Below are 19,897 nucleotides of genomic sequence, written 5' to 3' on the forward strand. Positions count from 1 at the left end.
GAGCCGGTGTCCTTCCGCCGGGCCGTGGCTTCTACAGGGGCCGCAGGGCGGGCTCCTTCTGGACCGCTCCCAGCAGCCGGTCCAGCGCCAGTTCGACGTCCTCCTTCCAGGAGAGCGTCGTCCTCAGCTCCAGCCGCAGCCGGGGATACCGGGGATGCGGCCGTACGGTCTTGAAGCCCACGGCCAGCAGGTGGTCGGCGGGGAGCACACACGCGGATTCGCTCCAGCGGGCGTCCCCGAACGCCTCGATGGCCTTGAAGCCCCGGCGCAGCAGGTCCTTGGCGACCGTCTGCACCATCACTCTTCCGAGCCCCTGCCCCTGGTACTCCGGCATGATCCACGCCGTGATCAGCTGCACCGCGTCGGGAGAGACCGGACTGGTGGGGAAGGCGGTGGAGCGCGGTACGTAGGCGGGCGGAGCGTAGAGGACGTAGCCCACCGGCACATCGTCGACATAGACGACCCGGCCGCAGGAGCCCCACTCCAGGAGCACCGCCGAGATCCAGGCTTCCTTCTCCAGCTCGGGCGTGCCCGCCTTTATCGCTGCCTCTCCGCTGACCGGGTCGAGTTCCCAGAAGACACAGGCGCGGCAGCGCTGGGGAAGGTCCGGAAGGTTGTCCAGCGTGAGCGGTACAAGCCGACGCCCCATGAAGGGTGTTCCTCGCTTCCCTCGCCTGCCGCCCCCTGGGCGGCTGCCAGTGCACTCCGCTCCCGGAGGAGGCTGCCGACGAAACCGCCGAACGCCCCGAGGCCCAGCCCCGCCGTCACCAGTCGGGTACGGCTCACCGTTCGCATGGCGCTCCGCCCTCCCTCCGAAGTGGCCCAAGGTGGATGTGCCATACCAGAACGCATCGTATCCACCCACCGTCGGTGCGGATACCGCGCAACAGCAAAGGGCGGGCTGTGTTCCCGTATGCATCGGAACACAGCCCGCCCTTCAACGACAACTGCCCTGGCCGAGCGGTGAGGAGATCACCGGCTCAGGCTTCGTCGCCCTCCTCGGACTCCTCGGCGAGACTCTTGTCGAGGACCCGCCCCTCGCCCGGGGCGAGGGTGCCGAGGATCCGCTCCAGATCGTCTATCGACGCGAACTCGACGACGATCTTTCCCTTCTTCTGACCGAGGTCGACCTTGACCCGTGTCTCAAAGCGGTCCGAGAGCCGGGAGGCCAGATCGGAGAGCGCCGGCGAGAGCCGGGCACCGGCACGTGGGCCCTTCGCCTTGGCGGCGCTCTTGGGCTCCGAGTTCAGCAGGGTGACGATCTCCTCGACCGCCCGCACCGAGAGTCCCTCGGCCACGATGCGGTGCGCCAGCCGGTCCTGCTCCTCCGAGTCGTCCACGGAGAGCAGCGCCCGGGCGTGGCCCGCCGAGAGCACCCCGGCCGCCACCCGGCGCTGCACCGGCGGGGAGAGCCGCAGCAGACGCAGGGTGTTGGAGACCTGCGGGCGGGACCGGCCGATGCGGTCCGCCAGCTGGTCATGGGTGCACGCGAAGTCCCTCAGCAGCTGGTCGTAGGCCGCCGCCTCTTCCAGAGGGTTGAGCTGGGAGCGGTGCAGGTTCTCCAGGAGGGCGTCCAGGAGCAGCTTGTCGTCGTCGGTGTCCCGCACGATCGACGGGATCCGCTCCAGCCCCGCCTCACGGCAGGCCCGCCAGCGCCGCTCGCCCATGATGAGCTCGAAGCGCTCGGACGACAGCTGGCGTACGACGACGGGCTGGAGCAGCCCGACTTCCTTGATGGAGGTGATGAGCTCGGCGAGGGCGTCCTCGTCGAACACCTCACGCGGCTGGCGCGGGTTGGGCGTGATCGCGTCCAGCGGCAGCTCCGCGAAGTACGCCCCCGCGGGCGCCTTCAGCTGCGGCGCCGCGGGCTCGGGCGCCTGGACCGGCACCGGTGTTTCACGTGAAACAGGCACCGCCGCGAGCGTGGCCACCTTCGCCGCCGCCACCCCGCGCTCGGCGGTCAGTACCGGTACCGCCGCCGGGGACGTGGATGCCGTCCCCACCGAAGGCGCGGCCTGCTTCTCCTGCGGGGCGGCCGGGATCAGCGCACCGAGCCCGCGTCCCAGACCTCTACGTCGCTCACTCACTGGATCCCCTCCGACATGCTGTGCTGGTTGTTCTGAGTGCCCGCGGGGATGTGCGTCGTCGGGTCGTAGTTGATGCCGACCCCGCGCAGTGCGATCTCGCGGGCGGCTTCGAGATACGAGAGCGAGCCGCTGGAGCCCGGGTCATAGGTGAGCACCGTCTGGCCGTAGCTCGGGGCCTCCGAGATACGGACCGAGCGCGGGATGCTCGTGCGCAGGACCTCGTGGCCGAAGTGGCTGCGCACCTCGTCGGCCACCTGGGAGGCGAGCCTGGTCCTGCCGTCGTACATGGTGAGCAGGATCGTCGAAACGTGCAGGGCGGGGTTGAGATGCCCGCGCACCAGGTCGACGTTCCGCAGCAGCTGACCCAGTCCCTCCAGCGCGTAGTACTCGCACTGGATGGGAATGAGAACCTCCGCACCGGCAACAAGAGCGTTGACGGTGAGGAGTCCCAGGGAAGGCGGGCAGTCGATGAGGATGTAGTCCAGCGGCTGCTCGTACGCCTGGATGGCGCGCTGCAGCCGGCTCTCCCGTGCCACCAGGGACACCAGCTCGATCTCCGCGCCGGCCAGGTCGATCGTGGCCGGCGCGCAGAAGAGACCCTCCACGTCCCGGACGGGCTGGACGACCTCGGAGAGCGGCCTGCTGTCCACCAGGACGTCATAGATCGAGGGGACCTCGGCGTGATGGTCTATCCCCAGCGCCGTGGAGGCATTGCCTTGCGGGTCGAGGTCGACCACCAGGACCCGGGCACCGTGCAGCGCCAGGGAAGCGGCGAGATTGACCGTGGTCGTGGTCTTCCCGACGCCGCCCTTCTGGTTGGCGACCACCATGATGCGTGTCTGATCAGGCCGGGGCAGGCCCTCGCCGGCGCGGCCGAGAGCTTCCACCGCCAGCTGGGCAGCACGACCGATGGGGGTGTCGTCCATCGGGGGCGGTGTTTCACGTGAAACATCCTCCCCCGGCGATTCGGTACGGGGACCGGGGACCGGGTCGGTCATCGGTCCCGCGATGTTGGCGTCGGACCGCAAGGATTCACTCTCCTCGACTTCAGGCTCGCAATGCACAGAGCCTGCCATGCTTTCGGGGTCGTGAACCAGCGAGGCCCGTTCTTCTGTGGATGAATCCACCGTTGTGGACAACTCCGTAGCCCGTGAAGGGGACTCCGGGGCCCCGCCCAAGGGCTTGCGGTCGCGCGGCGCGGCATTACGGCCGCGGCTGATGATTCCATGCAGCAAAGAGCGACGTTTCACGTGAAACACGATGCACGCGCCCTGCGGTCAGATGGTCACGACACTCCGAAATGCGTACGTATCGCACCTTCTATGGAGCATCCGCCCCCGCGCGAGCCCCACGGGTCAGCGGCGGCGCCTGGTGCGGCCGGTCCTGGCGGCCTTGGCGCGCTTCGCGGCGAACCGCACCCCGCCCGGGCTCTCCCCGACCTCGACGCGTACGACCGTGGACAGCGGGTCCACGACGCCCTCGCCGACGTGCAGCACTGAGGTGTTCACCACACCGAGCTTGCTCAACGCGGCCCGCGCACCCTGGATCTCCTCCTCGGCGGTGTCGCCCTTGAGCGCCAGCATCTCGCCGTAGGGGCGCAGCAGTGGCACACCCCATCCGGCCAGCCGGTCCAGCGGGGCCACCGCACGGGCCGTGACCACGTGCACCGGCTGCACCTTGCCCAGCATCTCCTCGGCGCGGCCGCGCACCACGGTGACATGGTCCAGGCCCAGCAGCTCCACGACCTCCTGGAGGAAGTTGGTGCGCCGCAGCAACGGCTCCAGGAGCGTGATCTTCAGATCCGGGCGCACCAGTGCCAGCGGGATACCGGGCAGACCGGCACCGGAGCCGACATCGCAGACCGTGACGCCTTCCGGAACGACCTCGGAGAGCACGGCGCAATTGAGCAGATGGCGCTCCCAGAGGCGGGGCACCTCCCGCGGGCCGATCAGACCGCGCTTGACTCCCGCGTCCGCGAGCAGCTCGGCGTACCGGACGGCTTCCGGGAAGTACTCGCCGAATACCGTGCGCGCCTCTTCGGGCGGCTGGGGAAGCTCTGCTGCTGCCTCCGTCACGGGGGACCGTCCTTCCGTACCGCGCTTCCCGCGCTGGGGTGGCTGACTATCAGGCTGACAAAGATCGGCCCCGTCTGCGAACAGACGGGGCCGAGGCCGGGAATCCCGGGGGCGGGCCCCCGAGATCCCCGGCAGAGGACTACAGACCGCTCAGGCGGGGAGCACGATGACGAAGCGCTGCGGCTCCTCGCCCTCGGACTCGCTGCGCAGACCGGCGGCGGCGACCGCGTCGTGCACGACCTTGCGCTCGAACGGCGTCATCGGCTGGAGCTTCACCGGCCGACCCGAGTTCTTGACCTCGTCCGCGGTCTTGGCACCCAGCTCGGACAGCTCCGTACGCTTCTTGGCCCGGAAGCCGGCGATGTCGAGCATCAGACGGCTGCGGTCACCGGTCTCCCGGTGCACGGCCAGCCGGGTCAGCTCCTGGAGCGCCTCCAGCACCTCACCGTCACGGCCGACGAGCTTCTGCAGGTCACGGCTGTCGGCATCGCTGATGATCGAGACCGCGGCACGGTCCGCCTCGACGTCCATGTCGATGTCGCCGTCCAGGTCGGCGATGTCGAGCAGGCCCTCCAGGTAGTCGGCGGCGATCTCCCCCTCCTGCTCCAGGCGGGACAGGGTGTCGACACCCTCGGCGGCCGGGATGGTGCCTTCCGTCACGGATGGACTCCTTCTTACTTCTTGGACGGGTGCTTGGGCCGCTGCTGACCCTTGCGCTGTCCTGACTGGGCCTTGCTGCGTGCGGTACCGGAGGCGGGCTTGCCCGCCGTCTTGGACTTGGCAGCCTGCGGCGCGTCCTGCTTCGCCTCGGCACCCTCGTCCGACGTGCCCTTTTCCAGCGAGGTCCTCGCCGGCTCATCGCCGTCGCCGCCACCCTGCGCGGCGGTCGCGGCGGCCTGGCGCTGGGCCTTGGTCAGACGCTTGGGCTGCTGGCGCCTGGCGCCGGCGGCCTCCGCCTCGGCCACGGCGGGGTCGCTCTTGACCACACTGCCGTCGGCCTGGGCCGCGAAGCCCTGCTTGGCCAGGCCCGAGATGAACTTGCGCTCGTTGTCGTTGCGGTCCGGGCCCTTGGCCACGATCGCCTGCACGACGGCCCGGCGGCGCTTGCCCCGCACCTCGTTGTGGGCGGCGACGCTCTTGCTCAGCCGGTCCAGGTAGCTGGCCTGCGCCTTGGAGCCCGGCGTCGGGTTCTGGTTGATCACGTACATCTGCTGGCCCATGGTCCACACGTTGGTGGTCAGCCAGTAGACGAGGACACCGACGGGGAAGTTGACACCCATCACGGCGAACATGACCGGGAAGACGTACATCAGCATCTTCTGCTGCTGCATGAAGGGCGTCTTCACCGACAGGTCCACGTTCTTCGTCATCAGCTGGCGCTGGGTGAAGAACTGCGACGCGGACATCAGCACGATCATGATCGCGGTCACGACGCGGACGTCGGTCAGCGTCGCGCCCAGGGCGTCGACCTTGGAGGCGCTGTCCGTGAACTTCGCGGCCAGCGGTGCGCCGAAGATGTGGGCGTTACGCGCGCTGTCGAGCAGCGACTGGTCGATGACGCCGACCTTCTTGTTGTTCGCGATGTTGCTGAGCACGTGGTACAGCGCGAAGAAGAAGGGCGACTGCGCCAGGATGGGAAGGCACGAGGAGAGCGGGTTGGTGCCCGTCTCCTTGTACAGCTTCATCATCTCTTCGGACTGACGCTGCTTGTCGCTCTTGTAGCGCTCCTGGATCGCCTTCATCTTCGGCTGGAGCGCCTGCATGTTCCGGGTCGACTTGATCTGCTTCACGAAGAGCGGGATCAGACAGATCCGGATCAGCACCACCAGGGACACGATGGACAGTCCCCAGGCCCAGCCGGTGTCCGCCCCGAAGATCGCGCCGTACAACTTGTGGAACTGGACGATGACCCAGGAAACAGGCCAGGTGATGAAGCTGAACAGACTGGCAATCGTGTCCACTAATCAGGCTCCTTGAGCATTGGGCGAGGTCTCTGCGGCCGGGCTGGGCTCGGTCTCAGCGGCGGAGTGCCCGCCCTTGCTGCCGCGCCAGGCGTTGCGCAGCGCCTCGTGCCAACGAGGGCGCTTGCGCTCGGGGACGTAGTCCACGCCGCCCGGCGACCACGGATTGCACCGCAGAATGCGCCAGGCGGTCAGTGCCGTGCCCTTCACCGCGCCATGCCGGTCAATGGCCGTGAATCCGTAGTGGGAACACGACGGGTAGTACCTGCAGACGGGCCCGAGCAGCGGGCTGATCGTCCACTGGTACAGCTTGATCAGGGCCAGCAGCGGGTACTTCATCGCGCACCCCCTCCCAGCAGCCGCTGGAGGGCGGCGTCCAGGTCTCGGGCCAGATGTGCATGATCGGCATCACCCGCGCCGGGCAATGCTCGTACGACCACCAGGCTACCGGGGGGCAGCTGGGAGAGCCGATCGCGCATCAGATGGCGAAGCCTGCGCTTCACCAGGTTGCGGACGACGGCCACACCCACGGCCTTGCTGACGACGAAACCCGCACGCGTCGGGGGAGCGCTCTCCCCAGGCGCGTGCGGGTCCGTTGCACCGCTGCGTAGATGGACGACGAGGAGCGGGCGACCGGCCCGGCGTCCTCGGCGTACCGCGGTCGCGAAGTCTTCGCGCCGCCTCAGCCGATTCTCGGTAGGCAGCACGTCATGACCTGTATGCGATTAGGCGGACAGGCTGGCGCGGCCCTTGCCACGACGGTTCGCGAGGATGGCGCGGCCGGCACGGGTACGCATCCGCAGGCGGAAGCCGTGGGTCTTGGCACGACGGCGGTTGTTCGGCTGGAAGGTGCGCTTGCTCACTCGGGGGCTCCAGAACTGATTCGGTGGTGGCGGGACATCGCCTGGCTGTCACCGTGCGCCCACGAGAAGCTCGCAATACACGAAGCTCGTACAACGCCCGAGTGCACCGCTTCACGATCACAGACCGTGATCTTTGCCCATCGGAGGCAGGCGGCAGCAGCCATCGACAACTCGACCTGGTTACGGTACGCGCGGCTACGCCATCCGGTCAAACCAGCGTCTTCCCGGGGCCCGCTGTGCACAGCCTGTGGACAACAACTTGAACCACGTCAGTCGCCGCGACTACCGTGGCTCGACCCCGACTCTTTTCCTTTCTGTCCTTGCCTGTCCTTCCATCCCGTCCCGAGAACCACACATTCGTGGGACCTGCGAGAGAGCGTGCCCTGTGGCTGACGTACCTGCCGATCTTGCCGCAGTGTGGCCACGCGTGCTGGAGCAGCTCCTCGGGGAGGGCCAGCAGGGCATCGAGCCCAAGGACAAGCAGTGGATCGAGCGCTGCCAGCCGCTCGCCCTGGTCGCCGACACGGCGCTGCTCGCCGTTCCCAACGAATGGGGCAAGCGCGTCCTGGAGGGCCGCCTGGCCCCGCTGATCAGCGACACGCTCAGCCGTGAGTGCGGCCGCACGATCCGGATCGCGATCACCGTCGACGACTCCGTGGGCGAGCCTCCCGGCGGCGGCCAGTCCGCGCCGCAGCAGCAGCCCCCGCGCTACCAGGACGACGGCTACGGCCGCCCGGCCGACGACGGCCTGCCGACCGTGCGCCCGGCCTACCCGGAGTACCAGCAGCAGCGCCCCGAGCCCGGTGCCTGGCCGCGCGCCCAGGAGGACCACTCCTGGCAGCAGCAGCGCCTCGGCGGCTTCCAGGAGCGCGACCCGTACGCGACCGCCCGCCCGCAGCAGCCGCAGCACGACTACCGGCAGCCGCAGATGCCCGAGCGTTCGCCGTACGAGCAGCATCAGCAGCAGCAGTACGAGCAGCAGGAGCGGCAGCCCTACAAGCAGGAGCGCCACGAGCTGTCCGAGCAGCAGGGCCAGCAGCACCACGGCGGCCCCCAGCACGGCGGGGGCGGCCAGCACGGCGGGGGCGCCCCGCGTCCGATGGGCGGCCCCTCGTCCTCCTCGGCGGCCCAGCCGGGCGGCCCCGGCGAGCCGCACGCGCGCCTGAACCCCAAGTACCTCTTCGACACGTTCGTCATCGGTTCCTCGAACCGGTTCGCGCACGCGGCGGCGGTGGCCGTCGCCGAGGCGCCCGCCAAGGCGTACAACCCGCTCTTCATCTACGGGGAGTCGGGCCTGGGCAAAACGCATCTGCTGCACGCGATCGGGCACTACGCCCGCAGCCTCTACCCCGGCACACGGGTGCGCTACGTGAGCTCGGAGGAGTTCACCAACGAGTTCATCAACTCGATCCGCGACGGCAAGGGCGACACCTTCCGCAAGCGGTACCGGGACGTGGACATCCTCCTGGTCGACGACATCCAGTTCCTGGCGAGCAAGGAGTCGACGCAGGAGGAGTTCTTCCACACCTTCAACACGCTCCACAACGCCAACAAGCAGATCGTGCTCTCCTCCGACCGGCCGCCCAAGCAGCTGATGACCCTGGAGGACCGGCTGCGGAACCGTTTCGAGTGGGGTCTGACCACCGATGTGCAGCCGCCGGAGCTGGAGACGCGTATCGCGATCCTCCGTAAGAAGGCGGTGCAGGAGCAGCTCAACGCCCCGCCGGAGGTGCTGGAGTTCATCGCGTCCCGGATCTCGCGGAACATCCGTGAGCTGGAGGGCGCGCTGATCCGGGTGACGGCGTTCGCGTCGCTCAACCGGCAGCCGGTGGACCTCGGGCTCACCGAGATCGTGCTGAAGGACCTGATCCCCGGCGGCGAGGACTCGGCGCCCGAGATCACGGCCGGCGCCATCATGGCGGCGACCGCCGACTACTTCGGGCTCACCGTCGAGGACCTGTGCGGATCCTCGCGCAGCCGGGTGCTGGTGACGGCCCGCCAGATCGCCATGTACCTGTGCCGCGAGCTCACCGACCTCTCGCTGCCGAAGATCGGCGCGCAGTTCGGCGGCCGCGACCACACCACGGTGATGCACGCCGACCGCAAGATCCGCGCGCTGATGGCCGAGCGGCGCTCCATCTACAACCAGGTCACCGAACTCACCAACCGCATCAAGAACGGCTGAGCAGACCGCTCACAGAGCCTCACAGGGCGCCCGGGACCACGTCCCGGGCGCCCTTTTCGTCGCCCCGCGACGGCCCTCCACGCGCGCGTACGCCGTCGTCCCCACCTCTGTGGACGGCCCGCGGGACCGTTCCGTACGGCTCGCTCCGGCCGCCGGTGTTCGAATACGCGCCGGTCAGCGGGGGTTCTCCACAGATTCGGGGACTTTTCCCCGTCCACACCCTGGGGACTGTTCAGTTGTCCAGATTGCTTCCACAGGCCAGTGCCCTGATACTCCATCACCCCAGGTCACGTGGTTGTGGATTTGTGCGCGACCGTGCTCCACAGGCTGTGGACGAAATCTCTGTCCACAGCCTGTGGTCAACGTTGTCCACCGGCGGCCCACAGGCTGGGGCATGTTGCCCACAGCTTCTCCACAGCGCTGTCCACTGTTCGGCAACGCAACACCCCCCGTCACCGGGTCGAGTGAAAGGCGTCACACCAACGCGCCCGGTTGGGCTGTGGGGAACCGGGGTAAAGCTGGGGACAGCTCTGGGGAGAAGTGGGCCCTGCCTGTGCATCGGGTGTGCAGAACTTTCGGATGTCCACAGAACCGGTGGGTTTTCCACCGGCTCCACCCACAGGCACGGTGGACAAAAAACTGGGTCTGACCTGCGAAAACGGGGTTATCCACGGTTTCCACAGGCCCTACTACTACTGCCACTTAGAGTTAGCCCGGATTCCGCTTCGAAGTGGGGCCTGTGCACAACTCGGCCTCGGTGGCTCCCGGACCGCTCGGCACGACTTGACCCCGACTCGCACCGAGTGTCAGCGGCGTACGTCAGACTGGTCCCCGGCGATACAGCCGACGACGAAAGCCAGCAGGGCGAGCCAGCAACAGCAGGAGGCGGTTCCGGTGAAGATCCGGGTGGAGCGCGATGTTCTCGCGGAGGCGGTGGCGTGGGTGGCCCGCAGCCTCCCGGCCCGTCCGCCCGCGCCCGTGCTCGCGGGCCTTCTTCTGAAGGCGGAGGACGGCGCCCTCAGCTTCTCCAGCTTCGACTACGAGGTCTCGGCGCGGGTCTCGGTCGAGGCCGAGGTCGACGAGGACGGCACGGTGCTCGTCTCCGGCCGTCTGCTCGCCGACATCTGCCGCGCCCTCCCCAACCGCCCGGTGGAGATTTCCACAGACGGTGTACGGGCGACGGTGGTCTGCGGCTCCTCCCGCTTCACCCTCCACACCCTGCCTGTGGAGGAGTACCCGGCGCTGCCGCAGATGCCCACCGCGACGGGCACCGTTCCCGGTGAGGTCTTCGCCTCCGCCGCCGCCCAGGTCGCCATCGCCGCCGGGCGCGACGACACCCTCCCGGTGCTGACCGGTGTGCGGATCGAGATCGAGGGCGACACGGTCACCCTCGCCTCGACCGACCGCTACCGCTTCGCGGTCCGCGAGTTCCTGTGGAAGCCGGAGAACCCGGACGCCTCCGCGGTCGCCCTGGTGCCCGCCAAGACGCTCCTGGACACCGCCAAGGCCCTGACCAGCGGTGACACCGTCACGCTCGCGCTGTCGGGCTCGGGCGCCGGTGAGGGCCTGATCGGCTTCGAGGGCGCCGGCCGGCGCACCACCACCCGCCTGCTCGAAGGCGACCTGCCGAAGTACCGGACGCTGTTCCCCACCGAGTTCAACTCGGTCGCGGTGATCGAGACCGCGCCCTTCGTCGAGGCGGTCAAGCGCGTCTCCCTGGTCGCCGAGCGCAACACGCCGGTCCGGCTCAGCTTCGAGCAGGGCGTGCTCATCCTGGAGGCCGGCTCCAGCGACGACGCACAGGCTGTGGAAAGGGTCGACGCCAACCTGGAGGGCGACGACATCTCGATCGCCTTCAACCCGACCTTCCTGCTCGACGGCCTGAGCGCCATCGACTCCCCGGTCGCCCAGCTCTCCTTCACCACCTCGACCAAGCCGGCGCTGCTGAGCGGCAGGCCCGCGCTCGACGCCGAAGCGGACGACGCGTACAAGTACCTGATCATGCCGGTGCGCCTCTCCGGCTGACCCGGCTGACCGGTGCGGGGCCGTGTTCGTCTGAGCGGCCGACCCCACAGGTGTGTGCCCGTGTCCGGGCGTAGTCTCGGTCACGGGTACGAACGCCACAACGTCAAAGGATCATGTGATGGAGCTCGGTCTCGTCGGCCTCGGCAAGATGGGCGGCAACATGCGCGAGCGGATTCGCCGCGCAGGCCACACCGTCATCGGTTACGACCGCAACCCGGACGTCGCCGATGTCCACAGCCTCGAAGAACTTGTGGGCAAGCTCAAGGGTCCCCGGGTGGTCTGGGTGATGGTCCCGGCCGGTGCCGCGACCCAGTCCACCATCGACGAGCTGGCGGAGCTGCTCTCCCCCGGCGACGTCGTCGTCGACGGCGGCAACTCGCGCTGGACCGACGACGAGAAGCACGCGGTCGAGCTGGGCCTCAAGGACATCGGCTTCGTCGACTGCGGTGTCTCCGGCGGCGTCTGGGGCCTGGAGAACGGCTACGCGCTGATGTACGGCGGTGACGCCGAGCACGTGGCGAAGGTCCAGCCGATCTTCGACGCGCTCAAGCCCGAGGGCGAGTTCGGCTCGGTCCACGCGGGCAAGGTCGGCGCCGGCCACTTCGCCAAGATGGTCCACAACGGCATCGAGTACGCGATGATGCAGGCGTACGCCGAGGGCTGGGAGCTCCTGGAGAAGGTCGACTCCGTCACCGACGTCCGCGAGGTCTTCCGCAGCTGGCAGGAGGGCACGGTCATCCGTTCCTGGCTGCTGGACCTGGCGGTCAACGCCCTCGACGAGGACGAGCACCTCGACCGGCTGCGCGGCTTCGCGGCGGACTCCGGCGAGGGCCGGTGGACCGTCGAGGCGGCCATCGACAACGCCGTTCCGCTGCCCGCCATCACCGCGTCGCTGTTCGCGCGGTTCGCGTCCCGGCAGGACGACTCCCCTCAGATGAAGATGATCGCGGCGCTGCGCAACCAGTTCGGTGGCCACGCGGTCGAGTCCAAGAAGTAATCCACAGGCTGTTGGCAGGGCCGGGGGAGGTCGGCGCACCACCATGCACGTCACGCATCTCTCGCTGGCCGACTTCCGCTCGTACGCCCGGGTCGAGGTTCCGCTCGACCCGGGCGTCACCGCTTTCGTCGGCCCCAACGGCCAGGGCAAGACCAATCTCGTCGAGGCGGTCGGCTATCTGGCGACCCTCGGCAGCCACCGGGTCTCCTCGGACGCGCCCCTGGTGCGCATGGGCGCCGAGCGGGCCGTCATCCGCGCGGCCGTGACCCAGGGCGAGCGCTCCCAGCTGATCGAACTGGAACTCAACCCGGGCCGCGCGAACCGGGCCCGCGTCAACCGGTCCTCGCAGGTCAGACCGCGTGACGTGCTGGGGATAGTGCGGACCGTCCTGTTCGCGCCGGAGGACCTGGCGCTGATCAAGGGCGACCCCGGCGAGCGGCGGCGGTTCCTGGACGAGCTGGTCACCGCGCGCTCGCCGCGCATGGCGGCCGTCCGCTCCGACTACGACCGCGTCCTCAAGCAGCGCAACACCCTGCTGAAGTCGGCGGCGATGGCCCGGCGCCACGGCGGCCGCGGCATGGACCTGTCCACCCTCGACGTGTGGGACCAGCATCTGGCGCGGGCCGGCGCCGAGCTGCTCGCCCAGCGGCTCGACCTGATCGCCGCGCTCCAGCCGCTCGCCGACAAGGCGTACGACCAGCTGGCGCCCGGGGGCGGTCCGGTGGCGCTGGAGTACAAGCCGTCGGCGCCGGGCGGCGAGAGAACCCGCGAGGACCTGTACGGGCAGCTGATCGCCGCGCTCGCCGACGTCCGCAAGCAGGAGATCGAGCGCGGGGTGACCCTGGTCGGGCCGCACCGCGACGAACTGCTGCTCAAGCTCGGCCCGCTCCCCGCCAAGGGGTACGCGAGCCACGGCGAGTCCTGGTCGTACGCGCTGGCGCTCCGGCTCGCCTCCTACGACCTGCTGCGGGCCGAGGGCAACGAGCCGGTGCTGGTCCTGGACGACGTCTTCGCGGAGCTGGACGCCCGGCGCCGCGAACGCCTTGCGGAGCTGGTGGCCCCGGGCGAGCAGGTGCTGGTGACGGCGGCCGTGGACGACGACGTGCCCGGCGTCCTGGCGGGCGCCCGGTACGAGGTCACCGCGGGAGAGGTGGCGCGGGTATGAGCGAGCACTCCGGAAACGAGACGCCGGCGCCCAGGGTTCCCGAGTCCTCCGGCGTCGACCTCGCGCGCGTGGCGCTGCGCGCCGCCAAGGAGCAGGCCAAGGCACGGGGCGCCGCCGCACAGCAGAAGAAGCAGGCCCGCCGGGGCGGCGGCCTGCGCTCGGGCGCCCGCGCGGACGGCCGCGACCCGCAGCCGCTGGGCGCCGCGATCAACCGGCTGATCACCGAGCGCGGCTGGGAGACCCCGGCCGCCGTGGGCGGTGTGATGGGCCGCTGGCCGCAGATCGTCGGCGACGACCTGGCCAACCACTGCGTACCGCTGCGCTACGACGAGGACCCCGACGAGCGGGTCCTCACGGTGCAGTGCGACTCCACGGCGTGGGCGACGCAGCTGCGCCTGCTGGCGCCCCAGCTGGTGGCCCGGCTCAACGCCGACCTGGGCCAGGGCACGGTCCGGTTGATCAAGGTCCTGGGTCCGGGCGGACCGCCCACGCGGTACGGGCGTCTGCGGGCGCCGGGGAGCACGGGGCCGGGCGACACCTACGGGTGAGGCGGGGTGCGGGCCGGGCCGCGTCCCGGGCTGCCCGCCGCGTCGGCCCCGCAGCGGTACTACCGCGGCTCGCCTCGGCCCTCTTTCGCCCGCTGCGCCCACGGCTCCGCCGCCCGGCACCAAGGGGCCGCCGAGCCCCTCGGAGCGCCCCTGCGCGCGCGCAGGGGCGCTCCGAGCCTTCTCCCCTCGCGCGGGGTCCGTCCGGCGGCCTCCGCGCGGCAGGAAACCGGGCGGTACGGGTGAGGCGTCCCTCACGGTAGCGGGAGGTTGACAGGCCGAAGCGCTGAATGCCCGTGTGAGGCTCTTAGAGCCCCTGCCCGGATATGGGGAGTCGGTCGCCGCCCGCTCAGGGCGGCACATGCGGACTCAGGTACCGGCAAACCCCCATTCATGTCGGCGCTACCGGTAGACTGGTCAATAATCCCGCCCTCCTCGCGGGACCCACCGAAATGACGCGGTCGGGTGATGCCCCCAACGGCACCGCCCGGCGCTGACCATCGCTGAACGACGCAGCTGCTCCTGCCTGCCCAGGGGAAGGCTGTGCTGTGCCAGAAAGGGCGCTTCGTGGCCGATTCCGGCAACCCCAACGAGAACACCCCGTCCGCTGCCGCCGGCCAGAACGGCGAGGTCACCGCCTCGTACGACGCCAGCGCCATCACCGTCCTCGAAGGTCTGGACGCGGTCCGCAAGCGACCCGGCATGTACATCGGCTCGACGGGCGAGCGCGGCCTGCACCACCTGGTGCAGGAGGTCGTCGACAACTCGGTCGACGAGGCCCTCGCCGGTCACGCGGACACGATCGACGTCACGATCCTCGCCGACGGCGGCGTGCGCGTCGTCGACAACGGCCGCGGCATCCCCGTGGACATGCACCCCGTGGAGAAGAAGCCGGCGGTCGAGGTCGTCCTGACCGTGCTGCACGCGGGCGGCAAGTTCGGCGGCGGTGGCTACGCCGTCTCCGGTGGTCTGCACGGCGTCGGCGTCTCCGTGGTGAACGCCCTCTCCACCAAGCTCGCCGTCGACATCAAGCGCGACGGCTACCGCTGGACCCAGGACTACAAGCTCGGCGTCCCGACCGCCCCCCTGGCCAAGCACGAGCAGGTCGAGGAGAGCGGCACCACGGTGACGTTCTGGGCCGACCCGGACGTCTTCGAGACCACCGAGTACTCCTTCGAGACGCTCGCGCGCCGCTTCCAGGAGATGGCCTTCCTCAACAAGGGCCTCACCATCAGCCTCACCGACGAGCGGGAGTCGGCCAAGGCCGTCTCCGGGGCGGACTCGGCCGAGGAGTCGGAGGAGGAGCGGGCGCTCTCGGTCTCGTACCACTACGAGGGCGGCATCGTCGACTTCGTGAAGTACCTGAACTCCCGCAAGGGCGAGCTGATCCACCCGACCGTGATCGACGTGGAGGCCGAGGACAAGGAGCGCATGCTCTCGGCCGAGATCGCGATGCAGTGGAACTCCCAGTACTCCGAGGGCGTTTACTCCTTTGCGAACACCATCCACACGCACGAGGGGGGTACGCATGAGGAGGGATTCCGCGCCGCGCTCACGGGCCTGGTCAACCGGTATGCCCGGGACAAGAAGCTGCTGCGCGAGAAGGACGACAACCTCTCCGGCGAGGATATCCGCGAGGGTCTGACGGCGATCATCTCCGTCAAGCTGGGCGAGCCGCAGTTCGAGGGCCAGACCAAGACCAAGCTGGGCAACACCGAGGCGAAGACGTTCGTCCAGAAGGTGGTGCACGAGCACCTGACCGACTGGTTCGACCGGAATCCCAACGAGGCCGCGGACATCATCCGCAAGTCCATCCAGGCCCAGACGGCCCGTGTCGCCGCCCGCAAGGCGCGCGACCTGACCCGTCGCAAGGGCCTGCTGGAGAGCGCCTCCCTGCCCGGCAAGCTCTCCGACTGCCAGTCCAACGACCCGACGAAGTGCGAGATCTTCATCGTCGAGGGTGACTCCGCCGGTGGTTCGGCGAAGTCCGGCCGCAACCCGATGTACCAGGCCATCCTGCCGATCCGAGGCAAGATCCTGAACGTCGAGAAGGCCCGTATCGACAAGATCCTGCAGAACACCGAGGTCCAGGCGCTGATCTCGGCCTTCGGCACCGGAGTCCACGAGGACTTCGACATCGAGAAGCTCCGCTATCACAAGATCATTCTGATGGCGGACGCCGATGTCGACGGCCAGCACATCAACACCCTGCTGCTGACCTTCCTCTTCCGCTTCATGCGGCCGCTGGTCGAGGCCGGGCACGTGTACCTGTCGCGCCCGCCGCTCTACAAGATCAAGTGGGGCCGGGACGACTTCGAGTACGCGTACTCGGACCGGGAGCGCGACGCGCTCGTGGAGCTCGGCAAGCAGTCGGGCAAGCGGATCCGCGAGGACTCGATCCAGCGCTTCAAGGGTCTGGGCGAGATGAACGCCGAGGAGCTGCGGGTCACCACCATGGACGTCGACCACCGCGTCCTGGGCCAGGTCACCCTGGACGACGCGGCCCAGGCCGACGACCTGTTCTCGGTGCTGATGGGCGAGGACGTCGAGGCGCGGCGCTCGTTCATCCAGCGCAACGCCAAGGACGTCCGCTTCCTCGACATCTGAGTCGGTCCGTCGCTGACCGCTTCGAAAGGACTTGAGAACCAGCAATGGCCGACGAGAACACTCCCGCGACCACTGAACCCACCGAGGAAGAACCTGTCCTGCGCATCGAGCCCGTCGGGCTCGAGACGGAGATGCAGCGCTCCTACCTCGACTACGCGATGTCCGTCATCGTCTCGCGCGCGCTGCCGGACGTACGGGACGGCCTGAAGCCCGTCCACCGCCGTGTGCTGTACGCGATGTACGACGGCGGCTACCGGCCCGAGAAGGGCTTCTACAAGTGCGCCCGCGTCGTCGGCGACGTCATGGGCACGTACCACCCGCACGGCGACTCCTCGATCTACGACGCGCTCGTCCGCCTCGCCCAGCACTGGTCGATGCGGATGCCGCTGGTGGACTCCAACGGCAACTTCGGTTCCCCGGGCAACGACCCGGCCGCCGCCATGCGGTACACCGAGTGCAAGCTGATGCCGCTGGCCATGGAGATGGTCCGGGACATCGACGAGGAGACCGTCGACTTCCAGGACAACTACGACGGCCGCAACCAGGAGCCGACGGTCCTGCCGGCGCGCTTCCCGAACCTGCTGGTCAACGGCTCCGCCGGTATCGCCGTCGGTATGGCCACCAACATCCCGCCGCACAACCTGCGCGAGGTCGCGGACGGCGCCCAGTGGTTCCTGTCGCACCCCGACGCCTCGCACGAGGAGCTTCTGGACGCGCTCATCGAGCGCATCAAGGGCCCCGACTTCCCGACCGGCGCCCTCGTCGTCGGCCGCAAGGGCATCGAGGAGGCGTACCGCACCGGGCGCGGCTCCATCACCATGCGCGCGGTGGTCGCGGTCGAGGAGATCCAGAACCGCCAGTGCCTGGTGGTCACCGAGCTTCCATACCAGGTCAACCCCGACAACCTGGCCCAGAAGATTGCCGACCTGGTGAAGGACGGCAAGGTCGGCGGCATCGCCGACGTCCGGGACGAGACCAGCTCCCGCACCGGCCAGCGCCTGGTCATCGTGCTCAAGCGCGACGCGGTCGCCAAGGTCGTCCTCAACAACCTGTACAAGCACACCGACCTCCAGACGAACTTCGGCGCCAACATGCTGGCGCTCGTCGACGGCGTGCCGCGCACGCTCTCGCTGGACGCGTTCATCCGCCACTGGGTGACGCACCAGATCGAGGTCATCGTCCGGCGCACCAGGTTCCGGCTGCGCAAGGCCGAGGAGCGCGCCCACATCCTGCGCGGTCTGCTCAAGGCGCTCGACGCCATCGACGAGGTCATCGCGCTCATCCGGCGCAGCGACACCGTCGACGTCGCGCGCGAGGGCCTGATGGGCCTGCTCTCCATCGACGAGATCCAGGCCAACGCGATCCTGGAGATGCAGCTCCGCCGGCTCGCCGCCCTGGAGCGCCAGAAGATCGTCGCCGAGCACGACGAGCTCCAGGCGAAGATCAACGAGTACAACGCGATCCTCGCCTCGCCCGAGCGCCAGCGCCGGATCATCAGCGAGGAGCTGGCCGCGATCGTCGAGAAGTTCGGCGACGACCGGCGCTCCAAGCTGGTGCCCTTCGACGGTGACATGTCCATCGAGGACCTGATCGCCGAAGAGGACATCGTCGTCACCATCACCAACGGCGGCTACGTCAAGCGCACCAAGACCGAGGACTACCGGTCGCAGAAGCGCGGCGGCAAGGGCGTCCGGGGCACGAAGCTGAAGCAGGACGACATCGTCGACCACTTCTTCGTCTCCACCACGCACCACTGGCTGCTGTTCTTCACCAACAAGGGCCGCGTCTACCGGGCCAAGGCGTACGAGCTGCCGGACGCCGGCCGGGACGCGCGCGGCCAGCACGTGGCGAACCTGCTGGCCTTCCAGCCGGACGAGAAGATCGCCCAGATCCTCGCCATCCGCGACTACGAGGCGGCGCCCTACCTGGTCCTCGCCACCAAGTCCGGTCTGGTGAAGAAGACGTCGCTCAAGGACTACGACTCGCCCCGATCGGGTGGTGTCATCGCCATCAACCTCCGTGAGACGGAGGCCGGCGGCGAGGACGAGCTGATCGGCGCCGAACTGGTCTCCGCCGAGGACGATCTGCTGCTCATCAGCAAGAAGGCGCAGTCCATCCGCTTCACCGCTACGGACGACGCGCTGCGCCCGATGGGCCGTGCCACCTCCGGCGTCAAGGGGATGAGTTTCCGCGAAGGCGACGAACTGCTCTCGATGAATGTCGTCCGGCCCGGTACGTTCGTGTTCACCGCCACCGACGGCGGGTACGCGAAGCGGACCCCCGTCGACGAGTACCGCGTCCAGGGTCGTGGTGGCCTCGGTATCAAGGCCGCCAAGATCGTCGAGGACCGGGGCTCGCTGGTCGGCGCGCTGGTGGTCGAGGAGACGGACGAAATCCTCGCCATCACGCTCGGCGGTGGTGTGATTCGTACGCGAGTCAACGAGGTCAGGGAGACGGGCCGTGACACCATGGGCGTCCAACTGATCAACCTGGGCAAGCGCGATGCCGTCGTCGGCATCGCTCGTAACGCCGAAGCCGGTCGCGAGGCTGAAGAGGTCGACGGTCCCGAGGGGATCGAGATCGACACGGCCGAGGGCGAGTCTGCCGAGGCCGCAGTCGAGGGCATGGAGCCTTCGGCCGGGGAGCACGAGGAGTAAAAGCGTGAGTGGAGCCACGGGCGCCGGATCGGCCGCTTCCGGAGCGAACGGTGCCCGTGGCCCAGCCGCGGACTCCCAGGGGGTAACGGTGACCGACACCCGCGGGCCTGAGGCCCGGTCCGACTACGGCGCGCTGCCCGGCGAGCGCGAGAAGCCCGCCACGGGAGCCGCACAGCCGTACCACCCGCCGCAGGCCTACCCGACGTCCCAGAACGGGACGCAGGGCGGCCAGCAGCGCGGTGGCGGCCCCGCCGTCCGCCGCCCCCGCACCGGGGCGCGTACGACGCCGCGTACGCGCAAGGCACGGCTGCGGGTGGCCAAGGCCGACCCGTGGTCGGTGATGAAGGTCAGCTTCCTGCTCTCCATCGCCCTGGGCGTGTGCACGGTGGTGGCGTCGGCGGTGCTGTGGATGGTCATGGACGCGATGGGCGTCTTCTCGTCGGTGGGCGGGACCATCAGCGAGGCCACCGGCTCCAACGAGTCGAACGGCTTCGACCTCCAGTCCTTCCTGTCGCTGCCGCGCGTGCTGATCTTCACCTCGGTGATCGCGGTCATCGACGTGGTGCTCGCCACCGCGCTGGCGACGCTCGGCGCGTTCATCTACAACCTCTCGGCCGGTTTCGTGGGTGGCGTCGAGCTCACCCTGGCCGAGGACGAGTAGCGCGGCCGCCGCAGGTCGGACCGGGGGCGGCCATCGATTTTGGGACTGGCCCCCACGTGCGCTAATCTT

General features: G+C 69.1%; 17 protein-coding genes. 8 read left to right on the top strand and 9 right to left on the bottom strand.

Going from position 1 to position 19,897, the window contains the following annotated elements:
• Positions 1 to 31: 31 nt before the first annotated feature.
• From AC069K_RS11090 to rpmH, 9 genes are all read right to left on the bottom strand, one after another.
• Complete coding sequence (locus AC069K_RS11090; RefSeq protein WP_478614597.1) at positions 32 to 649, bottom strand: GNAT family N-acetyltransferase; 618 nt, start codon at positions 647 to 649, stop codon at positions 32 to 34.
• Between the two features lie 331 nt (positions 650 to 980).
• Complete coding sequence (locus AC069K_RS11095; protein ID WP_365102752.1) at positions 981 to 2,087, bottom strand: ParB/RepB/Spo0J family partition protein; 1,107 nt, start codon at positions 2,085 to 2,087, stop codon at positions 981 to 983.
• The gene (locus AC069K_RS11100) at positions 2,084 to 3,163 is read right to left on the bottom strand and encodes a ParA family protein (RefSeq protein ID WP_358833460.1); all 1,080 of its coding nucleotides are present in this window, start codon (positions 3,161 to 3,163) and stop codon (positions 2,084 to 2,086) included. Before AC069K_RS11100 ends, AC069K_RS11095 begins: the two co-directional genes overlap by 4 nt.
• Before the next feature lie 279 nt (positions 3,164 to 3,442).
• Positions 3,443 to 4,162 carry a 16S rRNA (guanine(527)-N(7))-methyltransferase RsmG gene (gene rsmG / locus AC069K_RS11105; protein WP_365102754.1) on the bottom strand — a complete coding sequence of 240 codons (720 nt, stop codon included), beginning with the start codon at positions 4,160 to 4,162 and terminating at the stop codon, positions 3,443 to 3,445.
• Between the two features lie 150 nt (positions 4,163 to 4,312).
• On the bottom strand, positions 4,313 to 4,822 hold the full coding sequence (locus AC069K_RS11110; protein ID WP_358833462.1) for a Jag family protein: 510 nt from the start codon (positions 4,820 to 4,822) through the stop codon (positions 4,313 to 4,315).
• Positions 4,823 to 4,836: 14 nt separating this feature from the next.
• Positions 4,837 to 6,123: a membrane protein insertase YidC gene (gene yidC, locus AC069K_RS11115; RefSeq protein ID WP_365102757.1), complete on the bottom strand. Its 1,287-nt coding sequence runs from the start codon at positions 6,121 to 6,123 to the stop codon at positions 4,837 to 4,839.
• 3 nt (positions 6,124 to 6,126) lie between these two features.
• Positions 6,127 to 6,462: a membrane protein insertion efficiency factor YidD gene (yidD, locus tag AC069K_RS11120; protein ID WP_358833464.1), complete on the bottom strand. Its 336-nt coding sequence runs from the start codon at positions 6,460 to 6,462 to the stop codon at positions 6,127 to 6,129.
• Complete coding sequence (rnpA, locus tag AC069K_RS11125) at positions 6,459 to 6,830, bottom strand: ribonuclease P protein component (RefSeq protein WP_101389153.1); 372 nt, start codon at positions 6,828 to 6,830, stop codon at positions 6,459 to 6,461. Before rnpA ends, yidD begins: the two co-directional genes overlap by 4 nt.
• An 18-nt stretch (positions 6,831 to 6,848) precedes the next feature.
• The gene (gene rpmH, locus AC069K_RS11130) at positions 6,849 to 6,986 is read right to left on the bottom strand and encodes a 50S ribosomal protein L34 (protein ID WP_006381191.1); all 138 of its coding nucleotides are present in this window, start codon (positions 6,984 to 6,986) and stop codon (positions 6,849 to 6,851) included.
• A gap of 385 nt (positions 6,987 to 7,371) precedes the next feature.
• Here rpmH and dnaA point away from each other — a divergent pair, with 385 nt between their 5' ends.
• The 8 genes from dnaA to AC069K_RS11170 all read left to right on the top strand — a co-directional run bounded on the left by dnaA (position 7,372) and on the right by AC069K_RS11170 (position 19,828).
• The gene (gene dnaA / locus AC069K_RS11135) at positions 7,372 to 9,171 is read left to right on the top strand and encodes a chromosomal replication initiator protein DnaA (RefSeq protein WP_365102762.1); all 1,800 of its coding nucleotides are present in this window, start codon (positions 7,372 to 7,374) and stop codon (positions 9,169 to 9,171) included.
• Positions 9,172 to 10,065: 894 nt separating this feature from the next.
• Positions 10,066 to 11,196 carry a DNA polymerase III subunit beta gene (gene dnaN / locus AC069K_RS11140; RefSeq protein WP_358833467.1) on the top strand — a complete coding sequence of 377 codons (1,131 nt, stop codon included), beginning with the start codon at positions 10,066 to 10,068 and terminating at the stop codon, positions 11,194 to 11,196.
• Positions 11,197 to 11,314: 118 nt separating this feature from the next.
• Positions 11,315 to 12,193 (top strand): phosphogluconate dehydrogenase (NAD(+)-dependent, decarboxylating), encoded by an 879-nt coding sequence (gene gnd, locus AC069K_RS11145; protein WP_358833468.1) that lies wholly within the window; start codon positions 11,315 to 11,317, stop codon positions 12,191 to 12,193.
• Between the two features lie 43 nt (positions 12,194 to 12,236).
• Positions 12,237 to 13,358 (top strand): DNA replication/repair protein RecF, encoded by a 1,122-nt coding sequence (gene recF, locus AC069K_RS11150; RefSeq protein WP_478614608.1) that lies wholly within the window; start codon positions 12,237 to 12,239, stop codon positions 13,356 to 13,358.
• Positions 13,355 to 13,906 carry a DciA family protein gene (locus tag AC069K_RS11155; RefSeq protein ID WP_358833470.1) on the top strand — a complete coding sequence of 184 codons (552 nt, stop codon included), beginning with the start codon at positions 13,355 to 13,357 and terminating at the stop codon, positions 13,904 to 13,906. The genes recF and AC069K_RS11155 overlap by 4 nt, the downstream gene beginning before the upstream one ends.
• A 540-nt stretch (positions 13,907 to 14,446) precedes the next feature.
• Positions 14,447 to 16,510, top strand: coding sequence for a DNA topoisomerase (ATP-hydrolyzing) subunit B (gyrB, locus tag AC069K_RS11160; protein WP_365102770.1), 2,064 nt, complete (start codon positions 14,447 to 14,449; stop codon positions 16,508 to 16,510).
• 44 nt (positions 16,511 to 16,554) lie between these two features.
• Positions 16,555 to 19,167 (top strand): DNA gyrase subunit A, encoded by a 2,613-nt coding sequence (gyrA, locus tag AC069K_RS11165; RefSeq protein ID WP_358837005.1) that lies wholly within the window; start codon positions 16,555 to 16,557, stop codon positions 19,165 to 19,167.
• Positions 19,168 to 19,255: 88 nt separating this feature from the next.
• On the top strand, positions 19,256 to 19,828 hold the full coding sequence (locus AC069K_RS11170; protein WP_358837004.1) for a DUF3566 domain-containing protein: 573 nt from the start codon (positions 19,256 to 19,258) through the stop codon (positions 19,826 to 19,828).
• Positions 19,829 to 19,897: the final 69 nt, after the last annotated feature.

It is taken from the genome of Streptomyces sp. NPDC043908, assembly GCF_056435525.1.